Origin of the sequence: Microbacterium maritypicum, from assembly GCF_041529975.1 — a bacterium.
GTDB lineage: Bacteria > Actinomycetota > Actinomycetes > Actinomycetales > Microbacteriaceae > Microbacterium.
This window is the reverse complement of record NZ_CP168030.1, coordinates 2,127,153-2,152,052: the sequence shown is the minus strand read 5'-3', so window position 1 is coordinate 2,152,052 and position 24,900 is coordinate 2,127,153. Positions and strand designations below refer to the sequence as shown.

Annotated in this window: 19 protein-coding genes; 7 read left to right on the top strand and 12 right to left on the bottom strand. The window is 68.9% G+C overall.

What is annotated here, in order from left to right:
• Together ACCO44_RS10465 and ACCO44_RS10460 are read right to left on the bottom strand one after the other, a co-directional pair.
• Positions 1-384: a hypothetical protein gene (locus tag ACCO44_RS10465; RefSeq protein ID WP_091037394.1), complete on the bottom strand. Its 384-nt coding sequence runs from the start codon at positions 382-384 to the stop codon at positions 1-3.
• 262 nt (positions 385-646) lie between these two features.
• Positions 647-1,231, bottom strand: coding sequence for an NADPH-dependent FMN reductase (locus ACCO44_RS10460; protein WP_372466517.1), 585 nt, complete (start codon positions 1,229-1,231; stop codon positions 647-649).
• Between the two features lie 164 nt (positions 1,232-1,395).
• Here ACCO44_RS10460 and helR point away from each other — a divergent pair, with 164 nt between their 5' ends.
• Positions 1,396-3,528, top strand: coding sequence for an RNA polymerase recycling motor ATPase HelR (gene helR, locus ACCO44_RS10455; protein ID WP_372466516.1), 2,133 nt, complete (start codon positions 1,396-1,398; stop codon positions 3,526-3,528).
• Positions 3,529-3,539: 11 nt separating this feature from the next.
• On the opposite strand, the gene ACCO44_RS10450 is transcribed toward helR, so the two are convergent.
• Entirely contained in the window at positions 3,540-4,208 is a 669-nt protein-coding gene (locus ACCO44_RS10450) for a FadR/GntR family transcriptional regulator (protein ID WP_372466515.1), read from the bottom strand.
• A 274-nt stretch (positions 4,209-4,482) separates the two neighbouring features.
• Between ACCO44_RS10450 and ACCO44_RS10445 the strand changes: the two genes are divergently transcribed.
• Positions 4,483-6,186, top strand: a complete 1,704-nt coding sequence (locus ACCO44_RS10445; protein WP_372469398.1) for a 2-isopropylmalate synthase — start codon at positions 4,483-4,485, stop codon at positions 6,184-6,186.
• 28 nt (positions 6,187-6,214) lie between these two features.
• Here the strand turns inward: ACCO44_RS10445 and ACCO44_RS10440 are convergent, their stop codons facing one another.
• The 5 genes from ACCO44_RS10440 to ACCO44_RS10420 form a co-directional block, all read right to left on the bottom strand.
• Positions 6,215-6,757, bottom strand: a complete 543-nt coding sequence (locus tag ACCO44_RS10440; protein WP_262001176.1) for a hypothetical protein — start codon at positions 6,755-6,757, stop codon at positions 6,215-6,217.
• A gap of 44 nt (positions 6,758-6,801) precedes the next feature.
• Entirely contained in the window at positions 6,802-7,902 is a 1,101-nt protein-coding gene (locus ACCO44_RS10435; protein ID WP_372466514.1) for an ATP-binding protein, read from the bottom strand.
• Positions 7,903-8,099: 197 nt separating this feature from the next.
• Positions 8,100-9,479, bottom strand: coding sequence for an FAD-binding oxidoreductase (locus ACCO44_RS10430; protein WP_372466513.1), 1,380 nt, complete (start codon positions 9,477-9,479; stop codon positions 8,100-8,102).
• Complete coding sequence (locus tag ACCO44_RS10425) at positions 9,472-10,365, bottom strand: alpha/beta hydrolase (protein ID WP_372469397.1); 894 nt, start codon at positions 10,363-10,365, stop codon at positions 9,472-9,474. The genes ACCO44_RS10430 and ACCO44_RS10425 overlap by 8 nt, the downstream gene beginning before the upstream one ends.
• A 5-nt stretch (positions 10,366-10,370) precedes the next feature.
• The gene (locus tag ACCO44_RS10420) at positions 10,371-11,597 is read right to left on the bottom strand and encodes an amidohydrolase family protein (protein ID WP_372466512.1); all 1,227 of its coding nucleotides are present in this window, start codon (positions 11,595-11,597) and stop codon (positions 10,371-10,373) included.
• A 94-nt stretch (positions 11,598-11,691) separates the two neighbouring features.
• Here ACCO44_RS10420 and ACCO44_RS10415 point away from each other — a divergent pair, with 94 nt between their 5' ends.
• Together ACCO44_RS10415 and solA are read left to right on the top strand one after the other, a co-directional pair.
• Positions 11,692-12,258, top strand: a complete 567-nt coding sequence (locus ACCO44_RS10415; protein WP_372466510.1) for a TetR/AcrR family transcriptional regulator — start codon at positions 11,692-11,694, stop codon at positions 12,256-12,258.
• Positions 12,255-13,436 (top strand): N-methyl-L-tryptophan oxidase, encoded by a 1,182-nt coding sequence (solA, locus tag ACCO44_RS10410; protein WP_372466509.1) that lies wholly within the window; start codon positions 12,255-12,257, stop codon positions 13,434-13,436. Before ACCO44_RS10415 ends, solA begins: the two co-directional genes overlap by 4 nt.
• Positions 13,437-13,458: 22 nt before the next feature.
• Here solA and ACCO44_RS10405 read toward each other — a convergent pair whose 3' ends face one another.
• On the bottom strand, positions 13,459-14,244 hold the full coding sequence (locus ACCO44_RS10405) for an HAD-IIB family hydrolase (protein WP_036303254.1): 786 nt from the start codon (positions 14,242-14,244) through the stop codon (positions 13,459-13,461).
• Positions 14,241-15,359: a LacI family DNA-binding transcriptional regulator gene (locus ACCO44_RS10400; RefSeq protein ID WP_105710225.1), complete on the bottom strand. Its 1,119-nt coding sequence runs from the start codon at positions 15,357-15,359 to the stop codon at positions 14,241-14,243. Before ACCO44_RS10400 ends, ACCO44_RS10405 begins: the two co-directional genes overlap by 4 nt.
• Positions 15,360-15,576: 217 nt before the next feature.
• On the opposite strand from ACCO44_RS10400, the gene ACCO44_RS10395 reads away from it, so the two are divergent.
• From ACCO44_RS10395 to ACCO44_RS10385, 3 genes are read left to right on the top strand one after another with little or no spacing between them, the layout of a single operon-like run.
• On the top strand, positions 15,577-16,515 hold the full coding sequence (locus ACCO44_RS10395) for a carbohydrate ABC transporter permease (protein WP_372466508.1): 939 nt from the start codon (positions 15,577-15,579) through the stop codon (positions 16,513-16,515).
• The gene (locus ACCO44_RS10390; protein ID WP_262001184.1) at positions 16,512-17,384 is read left to right on the top strand and encodes a carbohydrate ABC transporter permease; all 873 of its coding nucleotides are present in this window, start codon (positions 16,512-16,514) and stop codon (positions 17,382-17,384) included. Before ACCO44_RS10395 ends, ACCO44_RS10390 begins: the two co-directional genes overlap by 4 nt.
• Positions 17,385-17,418: 34 nt before the next feature.
• Complete coding sequence (locus ACCO44_RS10385) at positions 17,419-18,501, top strand: glycosidase (protein ID WP_372466507.1); 1,083 nt, start codon at positions 17,419-17,421, stop codon at positions 18,499-18,501.
• Positions 18,502-18,645: 144 nt separating this feature from the next.
• Here the strand turns inward: ACCO44_RS10385 and ACCO44_RS10380 are convergent, their stop codons facing one another.
• Positions 18,646-23,172: a discoidin domain-containing protein gene (locus ACCO44_RS10380; protein ID WP_372466506.1), complete on the bottom strand. Its 4,527-nt coding sequence runs from the start codon at positions 23,170-23,172 to the stop codon at positions 18,646-18,648.
• Positions 23,173-23,330: 158 nt separating this feature from the next.
• A complete protein-coding gene (locus tag ACCO44_RS10375) occupies positions 23,331-24,635 on the bottom strand; it encodes a sugar ABC transporter substrate-binding protein (RefSeq protein ID WP_372466505.1) in 1,305 nt (434 codons plus the stop codon).
• Positions 24,636-24,900: the final 265 nt, after the last annotated feature.

Below are 24,900 nucleotides of genomic sequence, written 5' to 3'. Positions count from 1 at the left end.
TCACCAGAAGCGCTCGGGCTCCTCCACCGGGGGACGATCCGCGCCACCCCATCGGTCGGCTTCGGCCTTCGCCGCATCGGCGGCCGCGTCGGCGCCGCGCAGCGCGATCTTGGCTCCGGTCGCTCCGGGGCCGATGGGATCGACCAGCAGAGTGGTGCGCGCCCCGATCCCGCCGATGGTCACCGTGCACTCCAGCACCCGGCCGATCCATCGCGAGAAGTCGCCGCCCGGCTCCTCCGTGCGGCGGTAGCGGATGCCCGTGTCGAGGTCGACGAGAGCGAGGACGACGGGTTCATCGGTGAGCGGATCGACCTGCTCCGTCACCTCGACCCGGTGGCCGTGGGTGATGGCGACCTGAGCGGGGAGCACGAGCATTCTGTCCATGAGTCCACCCTAGGCATCGCCGCCGGGAAGACAACAGGCGACCGGAATCGCAACATTCGCAAATTTCTTTGTCCCCCAAATGGCGGACAAGCCGATTAAGCGGTACTCTGCTCAGGTAGCGGGGGCTACAGGCTGAGATCTGGGGAGATCAGCCGAGAGCGCAGCGAGAACTTCGCCGCCTCCCCAACCGTCCGGGAAGGACGGTCAGCCCTCTCGGCGGTACCGTCTGGGGCGGATCGTTCGGGAGGGCATACCCCGCCGACTAGCCCTGATCCCCGACGTGACCCGGTGCCGTGAGCGACAGCACCCGCTCGACGAAGGCGGCGTACTCGTTCATGTAGTGCTGCAGGAACTCCCGCGTGCCGGCATCCTTCACCTCGCCGTCCGCGCCGAAGACCTCCGGATCGAACGTGATGTACGCCTCCGGCGCGTTCAGTTGCGGGGCGTTGAGGAAGCTCAGGACGCTGCGCATCGACGACTGCATCACTGCCGTACCGATGGCTCCGGTAGAAGCGCCGATGATGCCGGTGGGCTTGCGGGCGAAGGAGTTGTGGCCCCAGGGGCGGGAGCCCCAGTCGATCGCGTTCTTCAGCGCACCGGGGATGGAGCGGTTGTACTCGGGCGACACCAGCAGCAGCCCCTCGGAGCCCTCGATGGCGCGCTTGAACTCCGTCACCGCGGCGACCGGATCGAGCTCATCGTCGCGGTTGTAGAGCGGGAGGTCCCGGATCGGGATCTCGACGAGCTCCAGGCTGGGCGGCGCGAGCCCCACGAGCGCTTTCGCGAGAATCCGGTTGATCGAGTCCTGCGCGAGACTTCCGATGAGATAGCCGATGCGATGCGTCATGGTGTGCTCCGCAGGGAGGGCAGTCGGTCGAATGCGTCAGCGTGATCCCCGCGTCCTTCCATTTCCAGGATATCTCCGGGATGGGGGCTTGCCGCAAGGCCCCCTCCATGCGGCAGAATCGACCCTCGCTCGTGCGATCCGGCCCTCGCGCGTGAAGGAGACCCATGCCTTTCGATCCCTTCCACCTGCCCGAGAATCTGAGCACGAAAGCCACCCCCGCCCTTCTCGATGCCGACCGCGAGCACCTCCGACGGATCGCCGACACCCTGGAGGAGCAGCGCGCCGAGGTCACCCGACGTCTCGCCGAGGTGCGCCGCCAGCGTGCGGGATTCGGCGACAGTGCCGTAGACCGAGACCTGGAGATCCGACGCCTGAGCGGGAGGCTCCGGATCCTGCAACGGTTCGGCATCGACATCTGCCTGGGCCGGATGACTCCGACCGAGGGCGAACCGATCTACATCGGCCGCACGGGGCTGGCTGCGGCGGACGGCACCCGGCTGCTCGTCGATTGGCGGACCCCGGCGGCCGAACCGTACTTCGCCGCGACCATGGAGGATCCGCGCGGCATCGTCTCGCGTCGTCGATACCGCTGGATGGACGGGCTCATCAACGACTACTGGGACGAGGCGCTCACCCCCGCCGGGTTCGACGGCGCAGCGTCCCTGGACGATCAGTCCGCGTTCATCGCCAGCCTCGGCACGCACCGCACCTCGCGGATGCGCGACGTGCTCGCGACGATCCAGGCCGACCAGGACGCGATCATCCGCACGCCCTCCCCCGGCGCGCTCGTCGTGGACGGCGGTCCGGGCACGGGAAAGACGGTCGTCGCTCTGCACCGGGCCGCGCAGCTGCTGTACGCGGAGCCGCGCCTGACCCAGAGCGCCGGAGGCATGCTGCTCGTCGGGCCGAACGCGCACTATCTCGCATACGTGGAAGATGTGCTGCCGAGTCTCGGCGAGGACACGGTGCGACTGTGCACGCTGCGGGACCTCGTCCCGGAGGGCGCGACCGCCGTCGACGAGCCGGATGCGCGCGTGGCCTCGCGGAAGGCCTCCCTCTCCCCCGACCTGATGCTCGATGCCGCGGCGCGGTCTTTCGAGCGTCCGCCGCAGCATGCCATGCGCCTGGAATCCCCCTGGGCTGACCTCTGGCTGAGCCGTCAGGAGTGGGTCGAGGTGTTCGCCGCTGCCGACCCCGCAGCGTCGCACAACGAGGCTCGGGATGATGTGTGGGAGGAGCTCTTGGAGATCCTCGTCGACCAGGTCGGCGACGAGGAGGTGCCACCGCACGCGATCCGGCGTTGGCTGCGTCAGGACGACGAGCTCACCGGGACGTTCGTGCGCGCCTGGCCGCTGCTGTCGCCGACCACCGTGGTGGAGCGGATGTGGAGCTCGCCCGATCTGCTCCGGAAGTGCGCTCCGGGGCTGTCCGCTGACGACGTCGCGCTGCTGCACCGGGAAGGGACGGCGCCGTGGACGACGGCGGACCTCCCGTTCCTCGACGCGGCGCGGCGCCGCATCGGCGACCCGGAGTCCGTGCGCGAGGAGCACCGCCGTCAGGCCGTGATCGCCTCGGCGCAGGAGCAGATCTCCCACGTCGTCGACCACCTGATCGAAGACGACGACAGCGAGATGAAGGTGATGTCGATCCTGCGCGGGCAGGACGCACGGAACGTGCTGCTCGGCGTCGACGCCCCGCCGGCGCTCACCCCCGACGCGCTGGCCGGCCCCTTCGGCCACATCGTCGTCGACGAAGCGCAGGAGCTGACGGATGCGGAATGGCGGATGCTCGTCGCCCGCTGCCCCTCGCGCAGCTTCACGGTCGTCGGCGACCGCGCGCAGGCGCGGCAGGGCTTCACCGAGACCTGGGAGGAGAGGCTCATGCGCATCGGTCTGCGCGACGTGCGGATCACCCACCTCGGAGTGAACTACCGGACCCCCGCGGAGGTGATGGCGACGGCGGCCCCCCTCGTGCTGGCGGCGATCCCGGACGCGAACGTGCCGACGTCGGTGCGAGAGAGCGGCGTTCCGGTGCGCTTCGGCGAAGCCTCATCACTGCCGGAGGTGCTGCACACCTGGCTCGACGCGCATCCCGACGGCGTGGCGTGCGTCATCGGCGACCCCGGCTTCGCACCGAGGGAAAGGGTACGGTCGCTGACCCCCGAGGGCGCGAAGGGGCTCGAGTTCGACCTGGTCGCCCTCGTGCGGCCGGAGCAGTTCGGTGACGATGTGACGGGCGCCGTCGACCGCTACGTCGCCATGACTAGGACCACTCGAGAGCTGGTCATCCTGAGGTGAGAAGCGGCCCCTCAGGCGAGCGCGTCACGCAGCGTGAGGAGGTGGGCGCGGCTGAGGTCGGCCGCGCCTTTCGCGTCGCGGTCGGCGATCGCCCGGGCGAGCACGGCGTGCGCATCGTGGTCCTCGTCGCCGCCGAACACCCGGCGGATGCGGAGCATCTCGACCATGGCCTCCCGCAGCCGCGGGGTGAAGCTGTCGAACAGATCGAGCAGGACCGGGTTGTGTGCTGCGGCGACGATCGACCGGTGGAAGACCGTGTCGGCGTCGACGTGGCTCTCGATATCCGAGCGGTGCGCAGCACGACCGGCCAGAGCACGGCGGATGGCGCGCAGATCGGCGGGCGTGCGTCGTGAGGCGGCGAGCGCCGCCGCCTCGGTCTCGATCGCGACCCTCGCCTCGATCACCGCGACGACTCCGGCCCGGCGGAGGACCGAGTCCCAGTCCTCCGGGGCGTCCAGCGCGGTGACGAAGACTCCTGACCCCTGCCTCGAGGCCAGCACCCCGCGCCCGGCGAGCTGACGGATCGCCTCGCGGACCGTGGAGCGCCCCACTCCGAGCTGCGGTGCGAGAGTCGTCTCGCCGGGGAGCTTCTCCCCCAGCGTCCACTCTCCCGCGCGGATCCGCTCCAGCAGCAGCTCCGCGGCCTGATCCGCCAGCGGTGCGCGCTTCACCTGCGCCATGATCGTCCGATCTCTCATCGATAGGTTTCGTCTACTTGTCTGAGGAGTTCTGCTACAGTCTAGCCATGTTCACGTCAGAGCACCTTCTTCTTCGCCGCCACGGCGGGGCATAGCCGGACCGGCTCCCCGTCGTGGAGTCGGACATGCGCCGGTCGCCTCTCTGAACGAAGGAAGCAGCACCGCCATGACCACGACACCCGCCTCCCGCATCTCCACGCCGGCCGGTCCGGTACCCGCACACGCACCGTCCTGGAACCGGCAACGGCACTCGCAGATGCCCTCGCACCGCTACCGCGACGTGTTCTCGCGAGTGGAAGTTCCCCTGATCAAGCGCGACTGGCCCACGCACCGCCTGACTGCGGCGCCCCTGTGGGTACCCGTCGACCTGCGCGACGGCAACCAGGCACTCGCCGAACCGATGGACCCCGACCGGAAGCGGCGTTTCTTCGAGCTGATGGTCTCGATGGGCTACAAGGAGATCGAGGTCGGATACCCCTCGGCGTCGCAGACCGATCACGACTTCGTCCGCCTCATCGCCGAGAGCGACATCGCGCCGGACGACGTGACCATCGTCGTCTTCACCCCGGCCCGTCGCGATCTCATCGAGCGCACGGTCGCCTCCATCCGCGGCATCCGCAATCCGGTCGTGATCCACATGTACACCGCGACGGCTCCGACCTGGCGCGACATGGTCCTCGGCTACGGCGAAGCAGATCTGAAGCAGCTCATCCTCGCCGGCGGTCGCGACGTGCTCGAGTTCGCCGGCGATCTGCCGAACGTGCGGTTCGAGTTCTCGCCCGAGGTGTTCAACCTCACCGAGCCCGACTACGTCCTGGACATCTGCGACGCCATGACCGACCTGTGGGATGCGACTCCCGAGCGCCCGGTCATCCTGAACCTGCCGGCGACGGTCGAGGTGGCGACTCCCAACGTGTACGCCGACCAGATCGAGTACATGCACAAGAACCTGGCTCGCCGCGATGCGGTGATCCTCTCGGTGCATCCGCACAACGATCGCGGTACCGGGATCGCCTGCGCAGAGCTGGCCGTGCTCGCCGGAGCTCAGCGGGTGGAAGGCTGCATCTTCGGGAACGGCGAGCGCACCGGCAATGTCGACATCGCGACCCTCGCACTGAACCTGCACGCACAGGGCATCGACCCGATGATCGACTTCTCGGACATCGACGAGATCCGCCGCACTGTCGAGTACAGCAATCGGATCGAGGTGCCTGCCCGGCATCCGTACGTGGGCGACCTCGTGCACACGGCGTTCAGCGGGACCCATCAGGATGCGATCAAGAAGGGCTTCGCCGAGCACCGCGCCCGTGCGGCCGCAGAGGGGCGCCCGGAGCACGAGATCGAGTGGCGGGTTCCCTACCTGCCGATCGATCCCGCCGACATCGGACGCGACTACGACGCGGTGATCCGTGTGAACTCGCAATCCGGCAAGGGCGGCATCGCCTACCTGCTGGAGACCGAGTACGGCGTCGAACTGCCCCGGCGCCTGCAGATCGACTTCGCCCGCCACGTGCAGCGCCACGCGGATGCGACCGGAGCGGAGATCACGGCCGCCGAGCTGTGGGACGTGTTCGGGAGCGCGTACATCCGCCCGGCCGCCGCTGCCGTCGAGCTCGTCGCGTACGACATCGCCGAGAGCGCCGGGCGCACCCACACCGCCATCACGCTGCGCATCGACGGACACGCGCACGTCACCGACCACACCGAGGTCGGCCCGGTCGAGGCCCTCACCGCTGCACTCGACGCCCACGGCATCCGCGTCGATGTGGTCAGCCTGCATCAGACGAGCGTCGGCTCCGGCAACGACAGCGACGCACTGACCCTGTTGGAGCACCGCTCGTCGGGCGGCGACCGATGGATGGCCGGCCGAGGGCGCTCGGTGCTGGCGGCCACCCTGTCGGCCGTGATCGCCGCCGCGAACAGCATCCGCACCACGGTGCCGGTGGGCAGCGCCGCCTGATCGGGCTGCCGCGCTCGCGCCACCCCCATCAGTGCACGAGCGCCTTGAGCACGACGAACGCGATCCCGAACGACGCCGTGGCCAGCGCCCCGAGCAGGCGGACGACCTGGGGGCTTCCGCGGCGGAGGAATGCCACGTAGCCGAGGAAGGCGAGGATCACGACTCCCGACCACAGCGCGAGGTCGTTCGCGAGCCCGTCGGGGATCACCCGTGTCGTTCCGGCGAGCAGGATGATCGCCGGAACGGCCGCCGAGGTGAGCATGCCCAGGGAGTGCTTCACCGACGCGACGAACGCCGCCCGCACACCGACGCGCTCACCGCGAGCTCGCTCATCACGGTCGCTGACTCTCGCCACGGTGCCGGCGTAGACATGCGCACCCCAGAACACGAGGACCGTGACGGCTACGGAGATGAGAACCGCGAAGGATGTCTCCCCGTGCGCGGACGACACCGCGACGAGACCGCTGACGAGGATGGTGCCGTAGACGGCGGCCTCCGTCCCGAATCCGGGGCGCAGCACACGGTGCACACGCAGGATCCCGTCGTCCGCAGCAGACCTGTTCGTCGTCATCTCCGTCGCCGCTTCCGCTCGCCGCGCACCGCCCTCGTCGAGTTTCACTCCTCTCCCGCCCGGAGCGGGACCTTCACGTCGCCACCGGCCTCCTCGGTGAGCCGCGCGCCCATCTGCACGAACGTCGGCTCGGCGATGAAACCACCGGCGAACAGCGCCTGCCCCTGCACGAACTGCGCGGACCGACGGATGGCCTCCTCCGAGGCGAAGCCGAACACGTCGGCGAGCTCGGCGAGGTCTCGGGGTGCATTGACCCGCATCAGCGCGAGGTTGTCGCACTGCGAGAGGACGTTGGGGTGGATCTTCGTCGGCCGCTGGGTGGAGAGCAGCAACCAGAGCCCGAACTTGCGCCCCTCGGCCGCGATCTGCACCAGCTGCTCCGTGAGGGCTCGCTCGACCGCCGTCTCCGGATTCGGCGAGCACAGGTTGTGCGCCTCATCGATCACGATCAGCAACGGGCGGCGCTCCTCCCGCCGGGACCAGAGGTGCTCGAGCACGGCGAGCGCGGCGACCTTCGGCTCCGGCCGGTGCTCGAAGCCACCGAGGTCGAGGACGGTCGCCCGCGGGCGCTGGTCGATCGTGTCCACCACCGACAGGGCACCGCGCGACCACAGTTCCCACTCCAGGACCTCGAGGTTCTCCATCCGGTTCGCGAGTCCGACCAGGGCGGGGTCGTCCGACGCGCGCAGGTCGGGGAGCATGTCGCGCGCGTCGAAGCTCTCGGCCTCCTGCTCGACATGGATCAGAGCGTTGTACTCCTCGGCGTCGGCGATGGGATCCATCCGCAGCACGGCCGCCTTCGATGAGGGCACCAGATCGACGAAGCGCACATGCAGCCGATCCCCGTCGCCCACCCCTGCGCCAGAACGGAACACCCGGATGTCCGCCGCGGCGATCCGCGACGCATCCGCATCGTTCGCCGTGGCCCTGGTCTCGCGCAACCGGGTGAAGTCGCCGTTCGGATCGAGGATGAGCATCGGCAGCTCGGTCTCCAGCAGCAGCTGCTCCAGCAGCACGCCGAGCGCGTACGTCTTGCCGCTCCCGCTCTGACCGACCCAGAAGGTGTGGCGGTTGAAACGCCGCGCGTCGAGTTCGGCTCTTGCCCCGGCATCGCCGAGAACAGTTCCGATCGTGAGGTTCGTCATCGTCGCGGTACGCCCTTTCGTTCACGGTGTCCTGGCGATGATCGATATCATCCTCGATCCCGCGGCTGGGCGCCAGAGTCGGCGGCGTTGCGTCACGGGATCCCGATCGCGAAGCCCGGGGCCCAGGCCACGGCCGCGTAGGACACGAACGGAGCGATGGCGAGCAGGATCACCCCGGTGACGACCACGCCCCGCTCTCACCCGATGACCTTGCCGGGGTTGAGGATTCCGGCGGGGTCGAGCGCGGCCTTGATCGCTCGATGCATGTCGAGGACGGCGGGAGCGAGCTCTGACACCAACCCCTCGCGCTTGAGCAGACCCACGCCGTGCTCGCCGGTGACAGTGCCTCCGAGCGCGAGGGCGGCGTCGATGATCTCCGTGAACGCCTTCTCCGCGCGAGCGCGCGCCTCGTCGTCACCGGCCGGAACGACGAGGAGCGGGTGCAGGTTGCCGTCGCCCGCATGCGCGATGTTGGCGATGAGCACGTCGTTCGCGAGCCCGATGGCCTCGATGCGTCCGAGCATCTCCGCAACGGCGGCTTTCGGGACGCACACGTCTTCGGTCAGGACGGGACCGAGGCGTTCCAAGGCCGGATAGGCCAGTCGTCGGGCGGCGAAGAGCGCCTCCCCCTCGGCCTCGTCCGTGCTCCGGTCGGCCCACGTGGCACCGCCGCGCTCGAAGGCGGCCAACAGTGCGGCGGCCTCTTCCTCCCCCGCGGCACCCGGGGTGTCCACGCGCCCGAGCAGCACGACCGCGGCGTCGGCCGAGAGCCCCATGTTCTTCCAGTCGTCGACCGCGCGCAGGCAGTTCCGGTCGATCAGCTCCAGCGCCGACGGCGTGAGCCCGGCAGCCGCGACCTCGCGCACCGTCTCCCCCGCGTCGGCGAGCGAGTCGAAGAACCCGGCGATCGTCTGCTCGGGCGGGCGAGCCGGCCGCAGTCGCACCGTGATCTCGGTGACGATACCGAGCGTCCCCTCGGATCCGACCAGAAGACCGGTCAGGTCGTATCCCGCGACGCCCTTCGCGGTGCGGCGTCCGAGGCGGACGAGCTCTCCCGTCCCGGTCACGACCTGCATACCGAGCACGTAGTCCCGGGTGACGCCGTACTTCACGCAGCAGACCCCGCCGGCATTCGTCGCGACGTTGCCGCCGATGGTCGACCAGGGCGAGCTCGCCGGATCCGGTGGATACCAGAGGCCGTTCTGGGCGACGCGGGCGCGGAGGTCGTCGTTCACCACCCCGGGCTGCACGACGGCGAGGCGCTCGAGCTCGTCCACCTCGAGCACGGCGTTCATCCGCTCCAGGGAGATCACGACGCAGCCGGGGAGCGCATTGGCACCGCCGGAGAGCCCGGTGCCCGCCCCACGGGCGACGACCGCGGTGTCATGGCGCAGGCATGCCCGGACCACTGCCTGCACCTCCTCGGGGGTGCACGGTCGCACGAGGCAGGCGGGCAGCGACCACTCCGCCCACTCGGCGTCGTCGTGCGCGTAGCTCTCGAGCACATCCGGGTCCGTCGTCAGACGGTCGGCGGGAAGCACCGCGGAGAGATCGGCGAGGAGCGCGGACTCAGTCACGGGCATCGTCGCCGTGGATGGATCCCGAGCGCGTGTGGCAGGTCTTGAGGTAGCTCAGGAACGAGGCCTGCAACCCGGTGAGGTGGGTCTCGTGCAGCATGGCCCTCGAGACGTCCCCCGCGCGTCCCCTCGCATGCAGTTCTTCGAGGACGGTGAGCAGGTTGCGCCCGATCTCCCGGTAGATGGGAATCTCTCCGAACAGCTCGGCTTCGTTCAGCGTGACGTGCAGCCGCCGAGCGGAGGAGGCGGGATCGTGGTTCGAAAGCGCGGCGATCAGCGGGAACACCTGGCTGTCCGTGGCCGCGACACCCGGGCTGCCGGCGCCGAAAGTCGCGAACGGAGACGTCGCCTGCAACCAGGCGTACAGGGCGAAGAGACCTCCGTAGGAGTAGCCGAAGAGCCCATGACCGGTCTCGCTCACACGGAACTTCGACTGCAGGAGGGGGTGGAGCTCCTCCGTCAGGAATTCGAGGAAGACGTCGGCGTGGGTGTCGGCCAGCTGGGCGAGGTAGGCGTCGACGTGCTCCGGGGTCATCGCCCCGGAGTCGCGGGCGGCCGTGAGCGTCCTGCGCATCTCGTCGCCCACGGGTTCTCCCGGCGGCACGAGGTCGCGGTTGCGAAGCTGGGCCCACTGCGCGGCCTCGTCACCGGCATAGCCGACGCTGACCTGGATGTAGGGAGCGATCGTGAGGTAGGGGTCCGCCTGGGTGACGATGAGCGGGGCCGTGAGCCCGACCGCCCAGTTGCCGTCCGTCACGTAGATCAGCGGCAGGGGCTCGGCGGATTCCGCATAGCCCGGGGGTGTCGTCACCCAGACGGCGTAGCGATGCCCCGACCGTGCCGTGACCTCGAGGTACTCCGTGTCGGCCAAGCAGCCGTTCAGCATCGCGCTCACTGGGTGTCTCCCTTCATGATGCGGCCGGCCTTCACGACGAAGGCGGCCATGTCCGGATCCGCGAAGATGCGGGCGTCGTCGAGCGGGTTCCGCTCCCACGCGACCATGTCGGCCGCCATCCCCACGCGGAGCATCCCGACGGTGTCTCCGATGCCGAGGATGTCGGCATTGACGCGGGTGGCCGAGACGAGCGCCTGCATGGGCGACTCCAGCTCGGCGCGCAGTCGCAGCTCCTCGCCTCTGCGGTATTGCTCGGGTCCGAGGAGGTCAGAGCCGAGGCCGATCCGCATGCCCGCTGCACGGGAGATCTCGAGCGCGTTCGCCATGCGGCGACGAGCGCCGGCCAGGCGGTCGCGTGTCGATGGGTCCACGTCGAGGCTCCCGGGGTCCATGATCTGATCGACCACCGCGAAGGTGGGGACGAGCGCCACGTCGTGCTCCCGCATGAGCTGTGCGGTCGGCTCGTCGATGTCTGTCCCGTGCTCCACACAGCGCACGCCCGCCCGCACCGCATTGCGGATGCCGGCGTTGTTGTGCGCATGCACGGTCACATAGGTGCCGCGCGCGGCGGCCTCCTCGACGGCGACCGCGATCTCCGCCACCGTGAACTGCGTGTCGTCGAGGCGGTCGTGACCCCCGACGACACCGCCCGTGACGCACAGTTTCAGGAAGGTCGCCCCGCGCCGGAACGACTCCCGCACATTGCGCCGCAGCTCGTCGGCGTTACCCGACATGAGGGACAGGGCCGTGAGCCCGGGGATGTGGTGCGTCTCCCACAGCTCGGTCGGCTCCCACGCCGCCCCGTAGTAGCCATGTCCGCCGGTCTGACACTGCACGGGGCCGCACGACAGCACCCGCGGACCACGGACCTTGCCCTTCGCGATGACGTCGACCACTCCCCCATCGATGCCTCCGGTGTCGCGCACGGTGGTGAATCCCGCGTCGAGGGTGCGGCTCGCGGTGTGGAAGATGTCGGCGGCGATCTCCGCGGCCGAGAGCTGGAAGCCGAACTGCGCGCGGATCGGGCTCGAGAGTCCGAAGTGCACATGGGCGTCGATCAGGCCGGGCGTCAGCAGCATGCCGTCGAGGTCCACGGTGGTCGCGCTCGCCGGAGCCGATCCGATCCGGGTGATCACGCCGTCTTCCACGCAGACGTCCGCGGGCGAAGGCTCGGCGCCGGACCCGTCGGCGATGATCCCGTCTGCGAACCAGATCTCGGTCATGACGCCTCTTCCGAGAACGACTGCGTCCTCAACAGTGGTGAATTGGTTGTGCGCTAACGTACTCAACAGTGGTGAAGAAGTCAACGGAGGCAACATGCGAGCACCGGTGGGCGAAGGAAGGGCACGGCTCCTGGAGGCGCTGTTCGACGAGTTCGGCGAGAACGGCCCCAGCCCGAACCTGTCGATGCGGCAGGTGGCGGAGCGCCTCGGCGTGCACCACACGCTGCTGACCTACCACTTCGGTTCGCGGCCGGGTCTGCTCAGCGCTGTGCTCTCCGAAGCACGCCGCCGCGACAATCTCATGATCGCGGCGACGAGCGGGGGCCTCGGATTCATCGATCTGTTCCGGGCGATCTGGGACTTCTATTCGAGCACAGCACAGGAGGAGCGGACCCGTGCGTTCTTCCACTTGATCGGCCTGGCCGTGTATGAGCGCGGCGCCTACGACGAGTTCGTGGCCGATCTCGATGATCTGACGCGTCTCCTCGAAGCGGCTGCCCGTCGCGACGGATCCTCGGCGACGGATGCCGCGCAGTCGAGCCTCGTCGCCGTCGCCGGCATGCGCGGACTCCTGCTGCAGCGACTGCTCAGCCCCTCGGCGGAGGTGGATGCCGCCGCATACCGTTTCATCGCATTGTTCACGAAGGAGTCGACGACATGAGCCAGGGCTACTCTCACATCGTCATCGGCGCCGGAGCCATCGGATCCGCGGCCGCCTACTGGCTGGCGCAGGGCGGCGCAGAGCGCGTTCTCGTGCTGGAGCAGTTCGAGCTCGGCCATGCCTTCGGATCCTCCGGTGACCATTCTCGGATCATCCGCCGCGCCTACCATCGCGAGGAGTACACCCGGCTCACGGATGCGATGTTCGCCGCCTGGGCCCAGGTCGAGGAGCGTTCTGGTCTGCAGGTCTACACGAAGACCGGAGGGATCGACCTCGCGGCCGCGGGCAGCCCCGGCGCGGCGGAGATCGACGGGTACCGCCGGGCGATGGATGCCGCGGGCATCCGCTACGACGAACTGACGATCGACGACATCCGCACGCAGTACCCGCAGTGGAACGTGAGCGACGACACGATCGGGATTCATCAGGCAGAGGGCGGCATCCTCGACATCCGCCGGTCAGTGTCCGCTCATGTGTCGCTCGCCCGGGCCGCCGGGGTCGAGTTCCGCTCGGGGGTGGTCGTGACCGGTGTGCGGGTCACCGCCGAAGGGGTCACGGTGACGACTTCGGAGGGCTCGTTCGACGCTGGCCACCTCGTCGTCGCCGCCGGTTCGTGGCTGGGCGACCTCATGCCTGACCTCGGCCTCTCCTTCGAACTCACGCTGAGCCAGGAGCAGGTCGGGTACTTCTCCTCATCGAACCTCGCGGAGTTCACTCCGGACAGGTTCCCCATCTGGATCCATCACGCCGACGAGGTGCACTACGGGTTCCCCGTCTACGGCGAAGCGGCGATCAAGATCGCCCGGGACATGCGCGGGCGCTTCATTTCATCTGCCGAGCGGACGTTCGTGCCCGACGACACGGAGCCGCTGCTGCTCCACGACTTCCTCCGGGAGCACCTTCCGGCCGCCGCCGGCCCGCTCCTGGTGAGCAAGACCTGCGTGTACGACATGCCCGCCGACCGGGACTTCGTGCTCGACACCATCCCCGGCCATCCCCATGTCGCGGTGTTCAACGGCGCCGGCCACGCGGGCAAGTTCGCGAGCCTGATGGGGCGGATCCTCGCCGAACTGCTGACCGTCGGCCGCACCGAGCACGACATCTCCGCGTTCAGCCTGCGGCGGCCGGCGATCGTCGACCCCGACTTCGTGCCCGTCTTCCGGCTGGGGCCGGGGTGACGGGACGGCGGGCGCGTCAGCCTCATCCAGCAGTGCTGTCCCGCACCCCTGAGCGGAGGATGAGACCTCGGAGAAATGCGGCTGTGTCCTCCCAACCTGCAACGGCTTTGCAGGGGACGCCCATCGCGAGCACCGGATAGTCGTTCCCGTCGACGTCCAGACGGTCGCCGACGAAGAGCATGTCGTCGAGCGGGATGCCTGTCTGCTCGACGAGCCGCTTCATCCCGTAGGCCTTGTCGATACCGCGCTCGGTGATGTCGACCGAGGTCGAGCCACCCGACCGCACCTCCAGCTCCGGGAGGCGAGCGGCGACGGCGGCGCGCAGCGCATTCTTCTTCGTTCCGGTCGGGTCCCACGCGGACTTGGCACCGACGGGAGCGTGCTGGCCCAGCGCGGAGAATGTGACTTGCGACCCTCGGTCTTCAACGATCTCGCCCCAGGGCCTGGTCTCCCACAGGCCGAGTCGCCGAGCCTCCTCCTCCACTACAGCCATTGCCTCGGCTCGGGCGTCTGCGGCGAGGCTGCGGGCGTACACGGTCTCGACGCCGGCGAGTCCGATTCGGTAGTACTGGGTTCCGCAGGCAGGAAGCAGGTGAAAGCTGGAGAGAGTCGCGGCATCCGCCTCGGGCAGTCGATCCACGACTTGAACGAGGAACTGCTCGAGGCTTCCTCCCGAGATGATGGCGACGTCGATGCGGCCGGCGAGCGCACACAGCAGCCTTCCCATCACGGGGTGGATAGCGCTCTTCGACGGCGCGAGCGTGTCGTCGAGATCGAACGCGATCAGACGGGGAGCGCCGTCGTTCATTCGTTCCCTTCCGGGAGGGTCTCCGACGGCATCGGCACCTTCGCCGTGCTTCCCCGCACCACGAACTCGACCGCGGGCAAGTCGATCGGCGCGTGCTCCCGCTCTTCGATCAGCGCCACCAGTGTGCGGGCGCAGGCATTGCCCCACCGGAAGACGTCTTGTCGCACCGTGGTCAGCGGCGGTGTGATGTACGGCGCCAGCGGGATGTCGTCGAATCCCACCACCGAGAGGTCCTGCGGCACACGCAGACCCCGGTCGATCGCTGCCGAGATTCCCGCAATCGCCATGATGTCGTTGGCGTAGATGATCGCCGTCGGCGCTTCCGTCTGGTCGAGCAGCTCGTGCGTGGCTCGTGCTCCCGATCCTCCGGTGAAGTCCCCCTGCGCCACACCACCCGGCTCGAGCCCGAGCCGTCGCATCTCCGATTCCCAGGCTTCACGGCGCACGCGCGAGTGCACGTACCTGTCACCCCCGGCGACATGGGCGATGCGCTGGTGACCGAGCGCATGCAGATGACGGACGGCGCGCCGGACGCCGGCCGCGTCGTCCAATCCGATGGGAGCACTCCCCTCACCCTCGGGCGATCCGAGGACGACGTAGGGCACACCCAACGCGGCGAGCGCGCTCGGCCGCTCGTCGTCGACACGAAGGTCGGTGATGAACACTCCGTCGACGCGCGCTTCTCGCGCGAACCGCGAGTATGCCTCCTTCTCGGCGTCCTGTCCGTCTACGACCTGAAGCACCAGGGCATATCCGACCGTCGAGAGGTGGCTTTCCACACCGGCGACGAACTGAGCGAAGAACGGATCGGTGCTGACCAGTTCAGGGTCACGGAGGATCACGAGCCCCAGAGCCTGTGCGCGGCTCCGCGACAGGGCACGCGCTCGCGCATCCGGACGCCACTCGAGTTCACGGGCCGCCTGGAGGATGCGCTCCTTCGTCTCCTCACCCACACCTGGCCGACCGTTGAACGCGAACGACACCGCGCTCTTGGAAACGCCGGCCCGAGCTGCGACGTCATCGATCGTCACTTTGCGGTCGCGCGGAGCCGCCGCCGCGATGGAGTCTCTCGCACCCGTACCACTATCCGGCGCTTCGGAGGGGGTCGCTGTCATGCTCGAATCGTATCCCACGTTTAGCCGGATTTAGTCACTCTGAGATCTCCAATATGGCCTGTGTCGCGCCGAATCCCGCCGACATGATCAGGGCGACCCCACCAGTTGACCAGATTGACCAAAACCGGTTTACTAAGAGAGTTGTCAACGCCGGGACCCGTCCGAGATCGATGCACGGGCACTCGGCGGACGGTCGTATCAGTGAGGAACACACGCCATGGGCAGTGACGCACCAGCGCAGGAATCGAACGTCGGGGTTCGCCGACGCGGCAGCACGCTGCGTCGCTGGCTCGGCGAGAATCCGCTCGGCCTGCTGTTGAGCGCCCCCTACATGCTCTTCGTCATCGTGGTGTTCCTGATCCCCTTCGGCTTCGGCATCTGGATGTCGGTGCACGACTTCTACTTCACCGCCCCTGGGGTGGAGGTGCCCCACCCCTTCGTGGGCTTCGAGAACTTCGCGACGGTCCTCGGCGACCCCGTTGTGCATCAGGCGTTCGGCAACCTCCTGATCTTCCTCGTGATCAACGTGCCACTCACCGTCGTCCTCGGACTGCTGCTCTCGTCCGGTCTCGACGCCGTCGTGCACTGGAAGGGCTTCTTCCGCATCTCGTACTACGTTCCGTACGTGACGGCATCCGTCGCGACGCTCGCGGTCTGGATCTTCCTCTTCAACGGCAACGGCGTCGTGAACTCGATGCTCGGATCGCTCGCGCCCGACCCCTCGTGGCTCGCGAACCCTGCCCTGATCATGCCGCTCATCGCGGTGTACGTCACGTGGAAGAACCTCGGCTTCTACATCCTGCTCTACCTCGCCGCCCTGCAGAACGTGCCGAATGAGCTGCATGAGGCCGCGCAGCTCGACGGGGCAGGACGCTGGCAGCGCTTCCGCTCGGTCACGCTCCCTGCCGTGCGCCCCGTGACCTCGCTCGTCGTGCTGCTGTCGATCATCACCACCGGCCAGATCTTCACCGAGCCGTACCTGCTGACCGGCGGCGGGCCGAACGGCGCATCGATGACCCCGGCGCTGCTCATGTACCAGCAGGGGATCCAGCAGGGGAAGCCCGATATCGCCGCCGCGATCGGGATGATCCTCGTCATCGCCGTGATGATCGTCTCGCTCGTCTCGCGCCGCATCACGGAAGGCAGGACCCGATGACCGCCACGACCACCCGGGCGACGCGCCCCGGCCGCAGCGGCCGGGTGATCTCCGCCCTGAGATTCGCCCTGCTCCTCGTCGGGGCCGTCGCCGCCCTCGTGCCGTTCTACTACATGGTGATCGGCGCCCTCCAGCGCAAACGCGACACCAGTCTGCTCGGCCTTCTCCCGCTGCCGCAGAACCTCACCTTGGACAACTTCGTCGAGATCAACGAATCGGTGAACCTGTTCGGCTCGCTGCTGAACTCGCTCATCTTCACCGCCGGCGTGGTGGGCTGCACGCTCGTCTTCGGGCTGCTCGTGGGCTACGCGCTCGCGGTGCTGTCGTTCCGAGGACGCGGGCTCGTGTTCGCGCTCGTGCTGCTCGTGCAGGCGATCCCGTTCCAGTTGCTCATGATCCCGCTGTACGTCATGGTCGTGCGCTACTTCGGCCTGGCCGACAACTTCATCGGGATGATCCTGCCGTTCGCGATCAACTCGGTCGCCGTGCTGATCTTCCGCCAGTACTTCCTGCAGATCCCCCGCGACGTGTTCGACGCCGCACGCATCGACGGAGCCAGCGAACTGCGCATCCTGCTCCTCATCGCGGTTCCGCTCGTGCGCCCGGCCGTGCTCACGGCGATGCTCGTGACGTTCATCGGTCCGTGGAACGAGTTCCTGTGGCCGTTCCTCGTCACCAAGGATGCGACGAAGCAGACGCTCGCCGTCAGCCTCGCGAACTTCTCGCAGACGAACGGGTCGTTCCTCGAGAACCCGATGGGAGCCGTCCTCGCGGGCGCGTGCGTGCTCGCCGTGCCGGTGGTCGTGCTGTTCCTGATGTTCCAGCGACACTTCACGTCCGCGAACCTCGGCTCCGCCATCAAGGGCTGAGCCGTCGACCCCGAAACACCCCGAAAGCAAGGCAATGACCCCATTCCCCTCCTCCGCTCCGACGACTGCGATCCCCTACGCCCTGACGCGACTGGGCACGATCATGACCGCCGACCCCGCCGACCCGCTCGAGGCCGAGGGCGTCCTCAACCCCGGCACCGCCTGGGGGCCGGACGACGAGCTCTACCTCTACCCACGGGTCGTCGCAGAGGGCAACGTCTCACGAATCGCGCGAGCCCGCGTCATCATCGAGGACGGCGTGCCGACGGGTGTCGAGCGCCTCGGCCTCGTGCTCTCCCCCGACGAGCAGTGGGAGCACGGCCACCAGAACGCCGGAGTCGAAGACCCGCGCATCACCTTCCTGGAACCGCTCGGTCTGCACGTCATGACGTACATCGCCTACGGACCGCTGGGGCCACGACCGGCGCTCGCGTACTCGCGCGACACCGTCACGTGGCACCGTCTCGGCCCGATCCAGTTCGCCTATCAGCCCGAACTCGCGACCGACCTGAACCTGTTCGCCAACAAGGACATCGTCTTCTTCCCCGAGCCGGTGCCCGGTCCTGACGGGAAGCCGCGCATCGCCGTGCTGCACCGCCCGATGTGGGATCTCGACTGGCTGCGACCCGGCGAGGGGGCACGACCCCCGGCAGGCATCGACGAAGTACGTCCCTCGATCTGGATCGGCTACATCGACCTCGACGAGGCGACGGCAGACATCACGGCCCTGACGCGCCTGCACGACTCGGCGATGCTCGTCGGGCCCGAGATGGCCTACGAGAGCGCGAAGATCGGCGCCGGACCCTCGCCGCTGCGCGTGCCGGAAGGCTGGCTGCTGCTGCACCACGGCGTCTCCGGCGCCACTCCGAAGGGCTTCGAGCTGGCCTACGGCTCGCGCTACTCGGCCGGTGCGATCCTGCTCGACGCGGAGGACCCTCGCCGCGTGCTCGCCCGCTCGGCGGAGCCCCTGCTCGCACCCGAGACCGCGGAGGAGCTGCAGGGAACCCTCGGAAACGTCGTGTTCCCCACTGCGGTCGAGGAGATCGGAGGACGGACGTTCGTCTTCTACGGCATGGCCGACTCGTCGATCGGTGTCGCGGAGCTCACCCGCCTCTGATCCGCAGCCTTCGAAGGGCCGTCTCCTGATCGGGGAGGCGGCCCTTCCGCATGCGTGGTCCGAACAAGGGCCTGGCGTTCGCGCGAGGGCACCGACGAAGGGGCCGCCTCCCTCGGGAGACGGCCCCTGCGTCGGTGCCGCGGTTCAGTCGCGGGGCTGCCGTCGCGCCTTCATCGCTAAAGCGCCCGAGAGCAGCAGCAGCAGCGCCATGGCGAGCGTCCACGGCAGCCAGGCGAGTTCGCCTCCGGTGGCGGGGAGCGCGCCGGATCCGTCGGTTCCGCCGTCGCCCGGCCCGCCCGGCGCACCCGGGCCGGCGGCGGCGATGATCCGCACCGGGGTCGAGGCGATGTCCGCCCCGTCGTGCATCACGACGAGCGTATGCGCGCCGGCCTCGACATCTTCGGGCACGACTCCGCGGAAGGCGAAGCTGCCATCCGTCTCGGCGGTCACGGTCCCGAGATCGGCCGGAGTGGAACGCAGCTGGACGGTGTACTCGATCCCCGGCTGGAATCCGACGCCGCTGACGTCGATGCGTCCACCGACCTTCGGCGAGCCTTCGACCGTCACGCTCGGGGTCACCACCTCGGGATCGACCACGACGACGATCGCGGCGGAGGGCACGGACCACCCGCCCGCGTTCTGCGCCCGCACCGTCACGGCGTACTCGCCGGCGGCGAGCCCGGTGACGGCTGCCGTGAGCACGGCCCCTTCGGCCTGCACGACACGGTCGCCCACGGCGACCTCGTACGCGATGATGGGCGATCCGCCCACGTTCTCGGGCACCGTCCACTGCACGTTCACCCGGTCGCCGGAAGCGGTCGCGACGACATCGCGCGGCGCGCTCGGAGCGGCATCGAGTCGGATGAGCCCGGCGAGTGCCGCCGCGAGAGCGTCGGCCGCCGCATCCACCTGACCCTGCGCGGACCCGGGCGCGGCGAGCACGTCCTTGCCCGCCTCGAGCGCGGGCAGCAGCGGCTTCCAGCTGGCCGACGTGTAGGCCGTGCTGTCGAGGGTGTTCGCCGCGTCGACCTGTGCCTGCAGCCGACCCGTGTCGGCGATCACGGTGACCGTGCACCAGGCGATCTCGCTGCCGCCCTGATGGCGGATGCCGACGGTCGTGCGCCCGGGTTCGCGGGTCGCGAGGTCGACCTCGACCCGGCCGTCTGCCGAGACACGGGCGTCGCCCTTCACGGTTGCGACGGAGTCGTCCATCACCACCGCCGTGAACGTGTCGGCGGGGTTCACCGGCGACACCGTCGCGGCGACGACGGCCGCACCGTCGCGCCCGGCCGAGACCGGTCCCGCGCACTCGAAGGTGTACCCGCCGTACAGCTCGAGCTCCCAGATGTTGAGCCCGTACTGCGTCGCCGGCATGCCGGACAGGCGCACGTACCGCACGTCGGTCGCCGCGAAGTCGTGCTGATGGATGAGCGTCGGCTGCGCAGCCTGGACGCGGGCCAGGGGCATCCAGGTCGTGCCGTCGACCGAGCCCTCGATGCGATAGTCGTTGGACGTGCCGGCTTCCCAGGCGACCACGGCGCGCGAGACCGACCGCACGCTCTCCAGGTCGACCTGAAGCCAGTGCTCGGCGGCTGCTCGCGCCGACGACCACTTGGTCGAGCGGGAACCGTCGGTCGCCTTCGGCCCGGTGATCGTGGCGTTGTTCTGGTGGACGCTGTCGGCCGTCGTCGGGCGACCGAGCGCGAGGTTGGCGTTGCCCACCGGAACGGCGGGGGCCTCGGCGACCAGCCGATCGGAGAAGATCTCGAACTCCCACAGCGAGGGTCCGTAGTCCAGAGCACGCGTGACGGTCTGCATCCGCACGAAACGGGCGCTCTGGTCGTTCAGCGTGATCACATCGACACCGCCGTCGCTCCCGGCTGAAGGGGTGACATAGGCGTCGCGCCAGTTCCTGCCGTCGTCGGACAGCTGGATCCGGTACGCCTTGGCATACGCCGCCTCCCACGAGAGCCGCACCGTCGACACGGGCTTCGATTCGCCGAGATCGACCTGCGCCCAGGCGCTGTTGGCGTTGTTGCCGCGCCAGCGCGTGGACGGATCGCCGTCGGCGAGGGCGTGGACGAGGTTGTATCCCGCGTAGCCCGAAGCCCGCGTCGCACCGTCGATCGAGAGATTGACGCTCGACGCCACCGACAGCTCGCGGATGCCGTAGCCCTCCCCCTCGCCGTCGAGCAGAAGCACGCGCACATGCTCCGCCGGGGTCGGGTCGAGCGGGATCTCGTCGACCCCGCCGTCGCCGTCGGTGACGTGGGCTCGGTCGGTCCAGTCGACGCCGTTCTGCGACGTCTGCACGACGAAGTCGCCGGCGGGAGCATCCGTCCAGTCGATGGTCGCCTTCGTGACCCACGATCCGCGGGGCAGCGTGACGGCCGCCCACTGCGTGCCGTCGCCGGCCGATCGCCACGCGGTGTCCCGGTCGTCATCCCCGAGCGCGGCGGCGGACGAGCCGTCTGCCGTGCTGCTCGCCGAGAACGCAGAGGTCGCCGGGAGCGGGCCCGCGGCGAGCGCGGAAGTGACGGTCCTGCCCATGTTCTCGCCCGATCCGAGCGCGAACCTCGCGTGCTGGTCCTGGCCGCCGCCGGTGAGGGAGACCCCGACGGACAGCCCGGGGCGGTCGGGGTTGGAGAGGCTGACGACGGGGGTCTCGCCGCGCTCGTCCAGCAGGACGATGCTGGGCTGGTCGACGGTCAGCGCGCGGCCGCCGCCGAGATCGAGCGTCCCGGCGGCGTAGAACGTCGCCATGGTGATCCCTGCCGCGTCGTGCCGCACCGCCTGCACCGAGGTGTCGTTGCGGAGCGTGCGCATGGCGGGCGCGTCGGCGAAGGCGGCGACCTCGGCGGGGGTGGCCGCCGGCAGCACCGTGTAGTCGTACGTGCCGGCGGTCGGCTTGGTCCCATGGTCGACGTACAGCGTGAAAGCGTCGCGGCTGACGGCTTCCTGCCCCTCCCAGCTGCCGGACTGGGCCCGGTTCGAGACCCTCACGTCCTGGCCGTCTGCGAAGACGTATCCGACCTCGTCGTTGTAGGCCCACCGGGCGCCCCCGACGCTCTGGTCGTCTGCATCGCCCGCGACGGGCTTGCCGCCGACGGTCGCGTTCTCCTTGGCGGATGCCTGATTGATCGTCGTGTGCACGGCCGCGCCACTCGTCGAGGCGATGCCGGCGCCGAGCGCGACCATGCCCTCGTCGAATGTGAAGTAGCTCTTCCGCGCGCCGGTGCCCGCGGCGTCGAGGGTGAGCACGCTCGCGCCGAACTCCCCGTCGGACGTGCCGCCGGTGAAGCTCGCGCCGTCTCCGTTGCGCCCACGGTTCTCGAATCCGCGTTCCGTTCGCTTCTCGTCGGGAGCGGTCACTCCGGGGTAGTGCCACCAGTCGAACGTGGGACCCAGATCGAGGTACTCGCGGTTATTGACCTGGATGGCGGTCGAGCCCATCGCGTTCCAGAAGACGGGGTTGCCGAGATCGTCACGGTAGGACGTGCGCAGCTCGGCGCCGAACGTGCGAGACGAGTTGAGACGAGTGAAGATGCCGTAGTCGTCGCGCTGATGAGAGGCGAACTCCGAGCGCCAGAAGTACTTCGCGCCGGTGACGCCGTTCGTCTCGGTCTTACCGAGCACCCCGTCGAGCACGGCCTGGTAGGCGGTCGAGTAGAGGGCGTCCGTGCGCACCATGCGCTGCAGCGGCTCGATGAACTCGGAGGCGTGGCTGGTGATGTCGCTCACGGTCTTCGGCGGCCGGTAGTTGAGGTAGAGCATGCCGATCTCTCCGCGGATGAGCCAGCGGGTGCCCTCGATGAAGTAGAAGGCGATCGAGTCCAGCTGCGCGCGCGTGAACGCGAGTCCGGTGCCGCGTGCGACGTCCGACCACAGGGCCGCGTAGGTGAACAGCACCATCCCGTAGCCCTCGCTATACAGCTGCGCGCCGTGGGCCCAGAAGCTGGCGTCCGGCTGGACCGCCTCTTTCACGGTGCCGGAGTGGTCGACCGCGATGGTGGCGACGATCGTCGCGAACCCCTCCTTCACCTTGGCGATGTCGCCGGTGGAGAGGGCCTCGAAGATGTAGTTCGACGTGCGCCACGAGCCGTTCGCCCCGACCGGGTCGAGCTTGCCGGTGTTGTGCGCGAGGCTGACACGGAAGGCGTCTTCACTGAGCTCGGAGCCGAGGAACATCGAGATGCGTCCCATCGCGATCGACTCGCCGATCTCGGTCTCCCACCAGTTGGTGTTGCCGGGGTTCACCCGGTCCCAGTGCAGCAGCGCCCGCTGCACCGCGTCGACCAGCCGCTTGTCACCGTGGCCTGCGGCCTTCGGGTCCTTGTACGCCTGCGTCATCGCGAGCATCCGGTAGAGCGCCGTGTACGCCGACCAGACGCTGCCGTTCGCCGAGCTCGTGCGATCGGCGTAGTCGACGTCGGCCCACGATCCGTCCTCCTTCTGCGACGCGACGTAGTCCAGCGCCTCCGAGGTCTTGGCGAGGTAGATGCCGTTGGCGATGATGATGTCGTCGCCCTGCCCGAGGTAGTACTCCTCGAGGCGGTCGATGACCGTCGCGACATCGTCTTCGGGAGCGGCGGATGCCGGCACCGTGGTGAGCGCGGACGAGCCGATGACGAGGGCGACGGTGAAGGCGATGAACGCGGTGATGCGTCTCATGGCTGGGCTCCTTTGCCGGTGTGCCGAAGGGCAGGCGAGGCGGATGCCTCAGCGGGAGGAAGAACGCGACCGCGCGCGCCTGCGGGTGCACGGAGCGAAGCCCGGGGTGCGCGATCGCGCGCACCCCGGGGTGATCGGCCGGGGAATGCTCGGATCGATCAGCCCTGGGCGATCAGGGCGTCGATCTTGTCTGCGGCCGTCGAGAAGGTCTCCTTCAGATCGCCCTCGCCGGCCTGCACGGCCTGACCCCACGCGTCGCGGAAGGTCTGCCACATCTCGGTCGCGTCGGCGACGTTGGGCACGTCGACGGTGAGCGGGACGGAGGCGGCGAACGTCGACAGCACCGGGTCGCCGGCCAGGAAGTCGCCGGCGATCGTGTCGATGTCACCGCGGATGGGGAACTGCCCGGTGGTCTCGAGCAGGGCGAGGTCGTTGTCGGCGTCCATCGAGAACTTCACGAAGTCCCAGGCGGTCTGCTTGTTCTCGCACGAGGTGTAGAGCCCGACGTTCTTCGAGTCGCCGAACGTGTAGGTGTGCTCTGGCGCGGTGCCGTCGGCGGTCGGCAGAGGCACGATGCCGTAATCGACCTTGCCGTCGAACGCTCCGGCACCCCACGGGCCCGCGATGCCCATGGCCGACACCCCGTCGGCGAAGGGACCGGCCCAGGCGTCGCCGCTGTACGCCTCGGCCGAGGAGTAGCCCTCGGCGTAGAGGGTCTTCCAGAACTCGAGGGTCTCGAGGCCCTCATCGCTGGTGAACGCGGCGGCGCCGTCGCTCACCAGCTGGGTGCCGCCGGAGTTGGCGAGGAAGAACGGATAGAAGTCGAAGAGCGCGTTGGTGTAGTCGCCGGATGCAGGCGGGTAGAGCGAGTAGTCGGCGGCACCGCTCTCCTTGATCGCCGCCGCGGCCGCGATCACGTCGTCGTAGGTCGCCAGCTCGGGGTTCTCGGGGTCGAGTCCGGCCGCCGCGAAGACGTCCTTGTTGTAGTAGAGCATGAAGGGGTTGGCCTTCCACGGCACCTGGTACAGGTCGCCGTCGGGCGAGCGGAAGCCGTCTGCCGCGGCCCCCGACCGCTCGGTGATGAACGACTCACCGTCGTCGAAGGTCGTCGAGATGTTGACCAGACCGCCCTGCTTCTGGAAGGCCGGCACGGCGGCCGGGGCCGTGTTGTAGACGAGGCACGGCGTGTTGCCCGCCGTGATCGCGGCGCCGATCGCGTCTTCGGACGACTTGCCGGACGGGATCGCGGCGGCCGTGACCTTCTCATCGGGGTGGTCGGCGTTCCAGCCCTCGACCACGGCTTCCGCCCAGGCGATCTCCTGCTCGTTCGTGGAGTACCAGATCGTGATCGGGCCCGAGGTCAACTCTGCGCTCTCGGGGGCGTCGCCGCCACCGGTCGAGCCGCAGGCGGCGAGGGGCAGGGCGAGGGCGGCCAGGGCGAGGACACCTGCATAACGCTTCATTGCGAGAAACTCCTTCGTTCGGAAGCTCGGGTGACGGCTTCCTTGCTGTCGGGACCGGGCGCTTACGGGAGGCCGGGCACGATCAGTAAACCGGTTTTGTTTCGTTAAGTCAATGCCCGTGGGATCCTCGCGCATCCCCTTGTCTAGCAAGCGATCCTGGACCCTCGCTCGCCACCATAATGCTAAACAGCACTAAACCCGCGGTTGGTTCACGACGCCCTGCCCCTGAGCGCCGCCGCCGAGGCGCACCGACTCATGGATACCG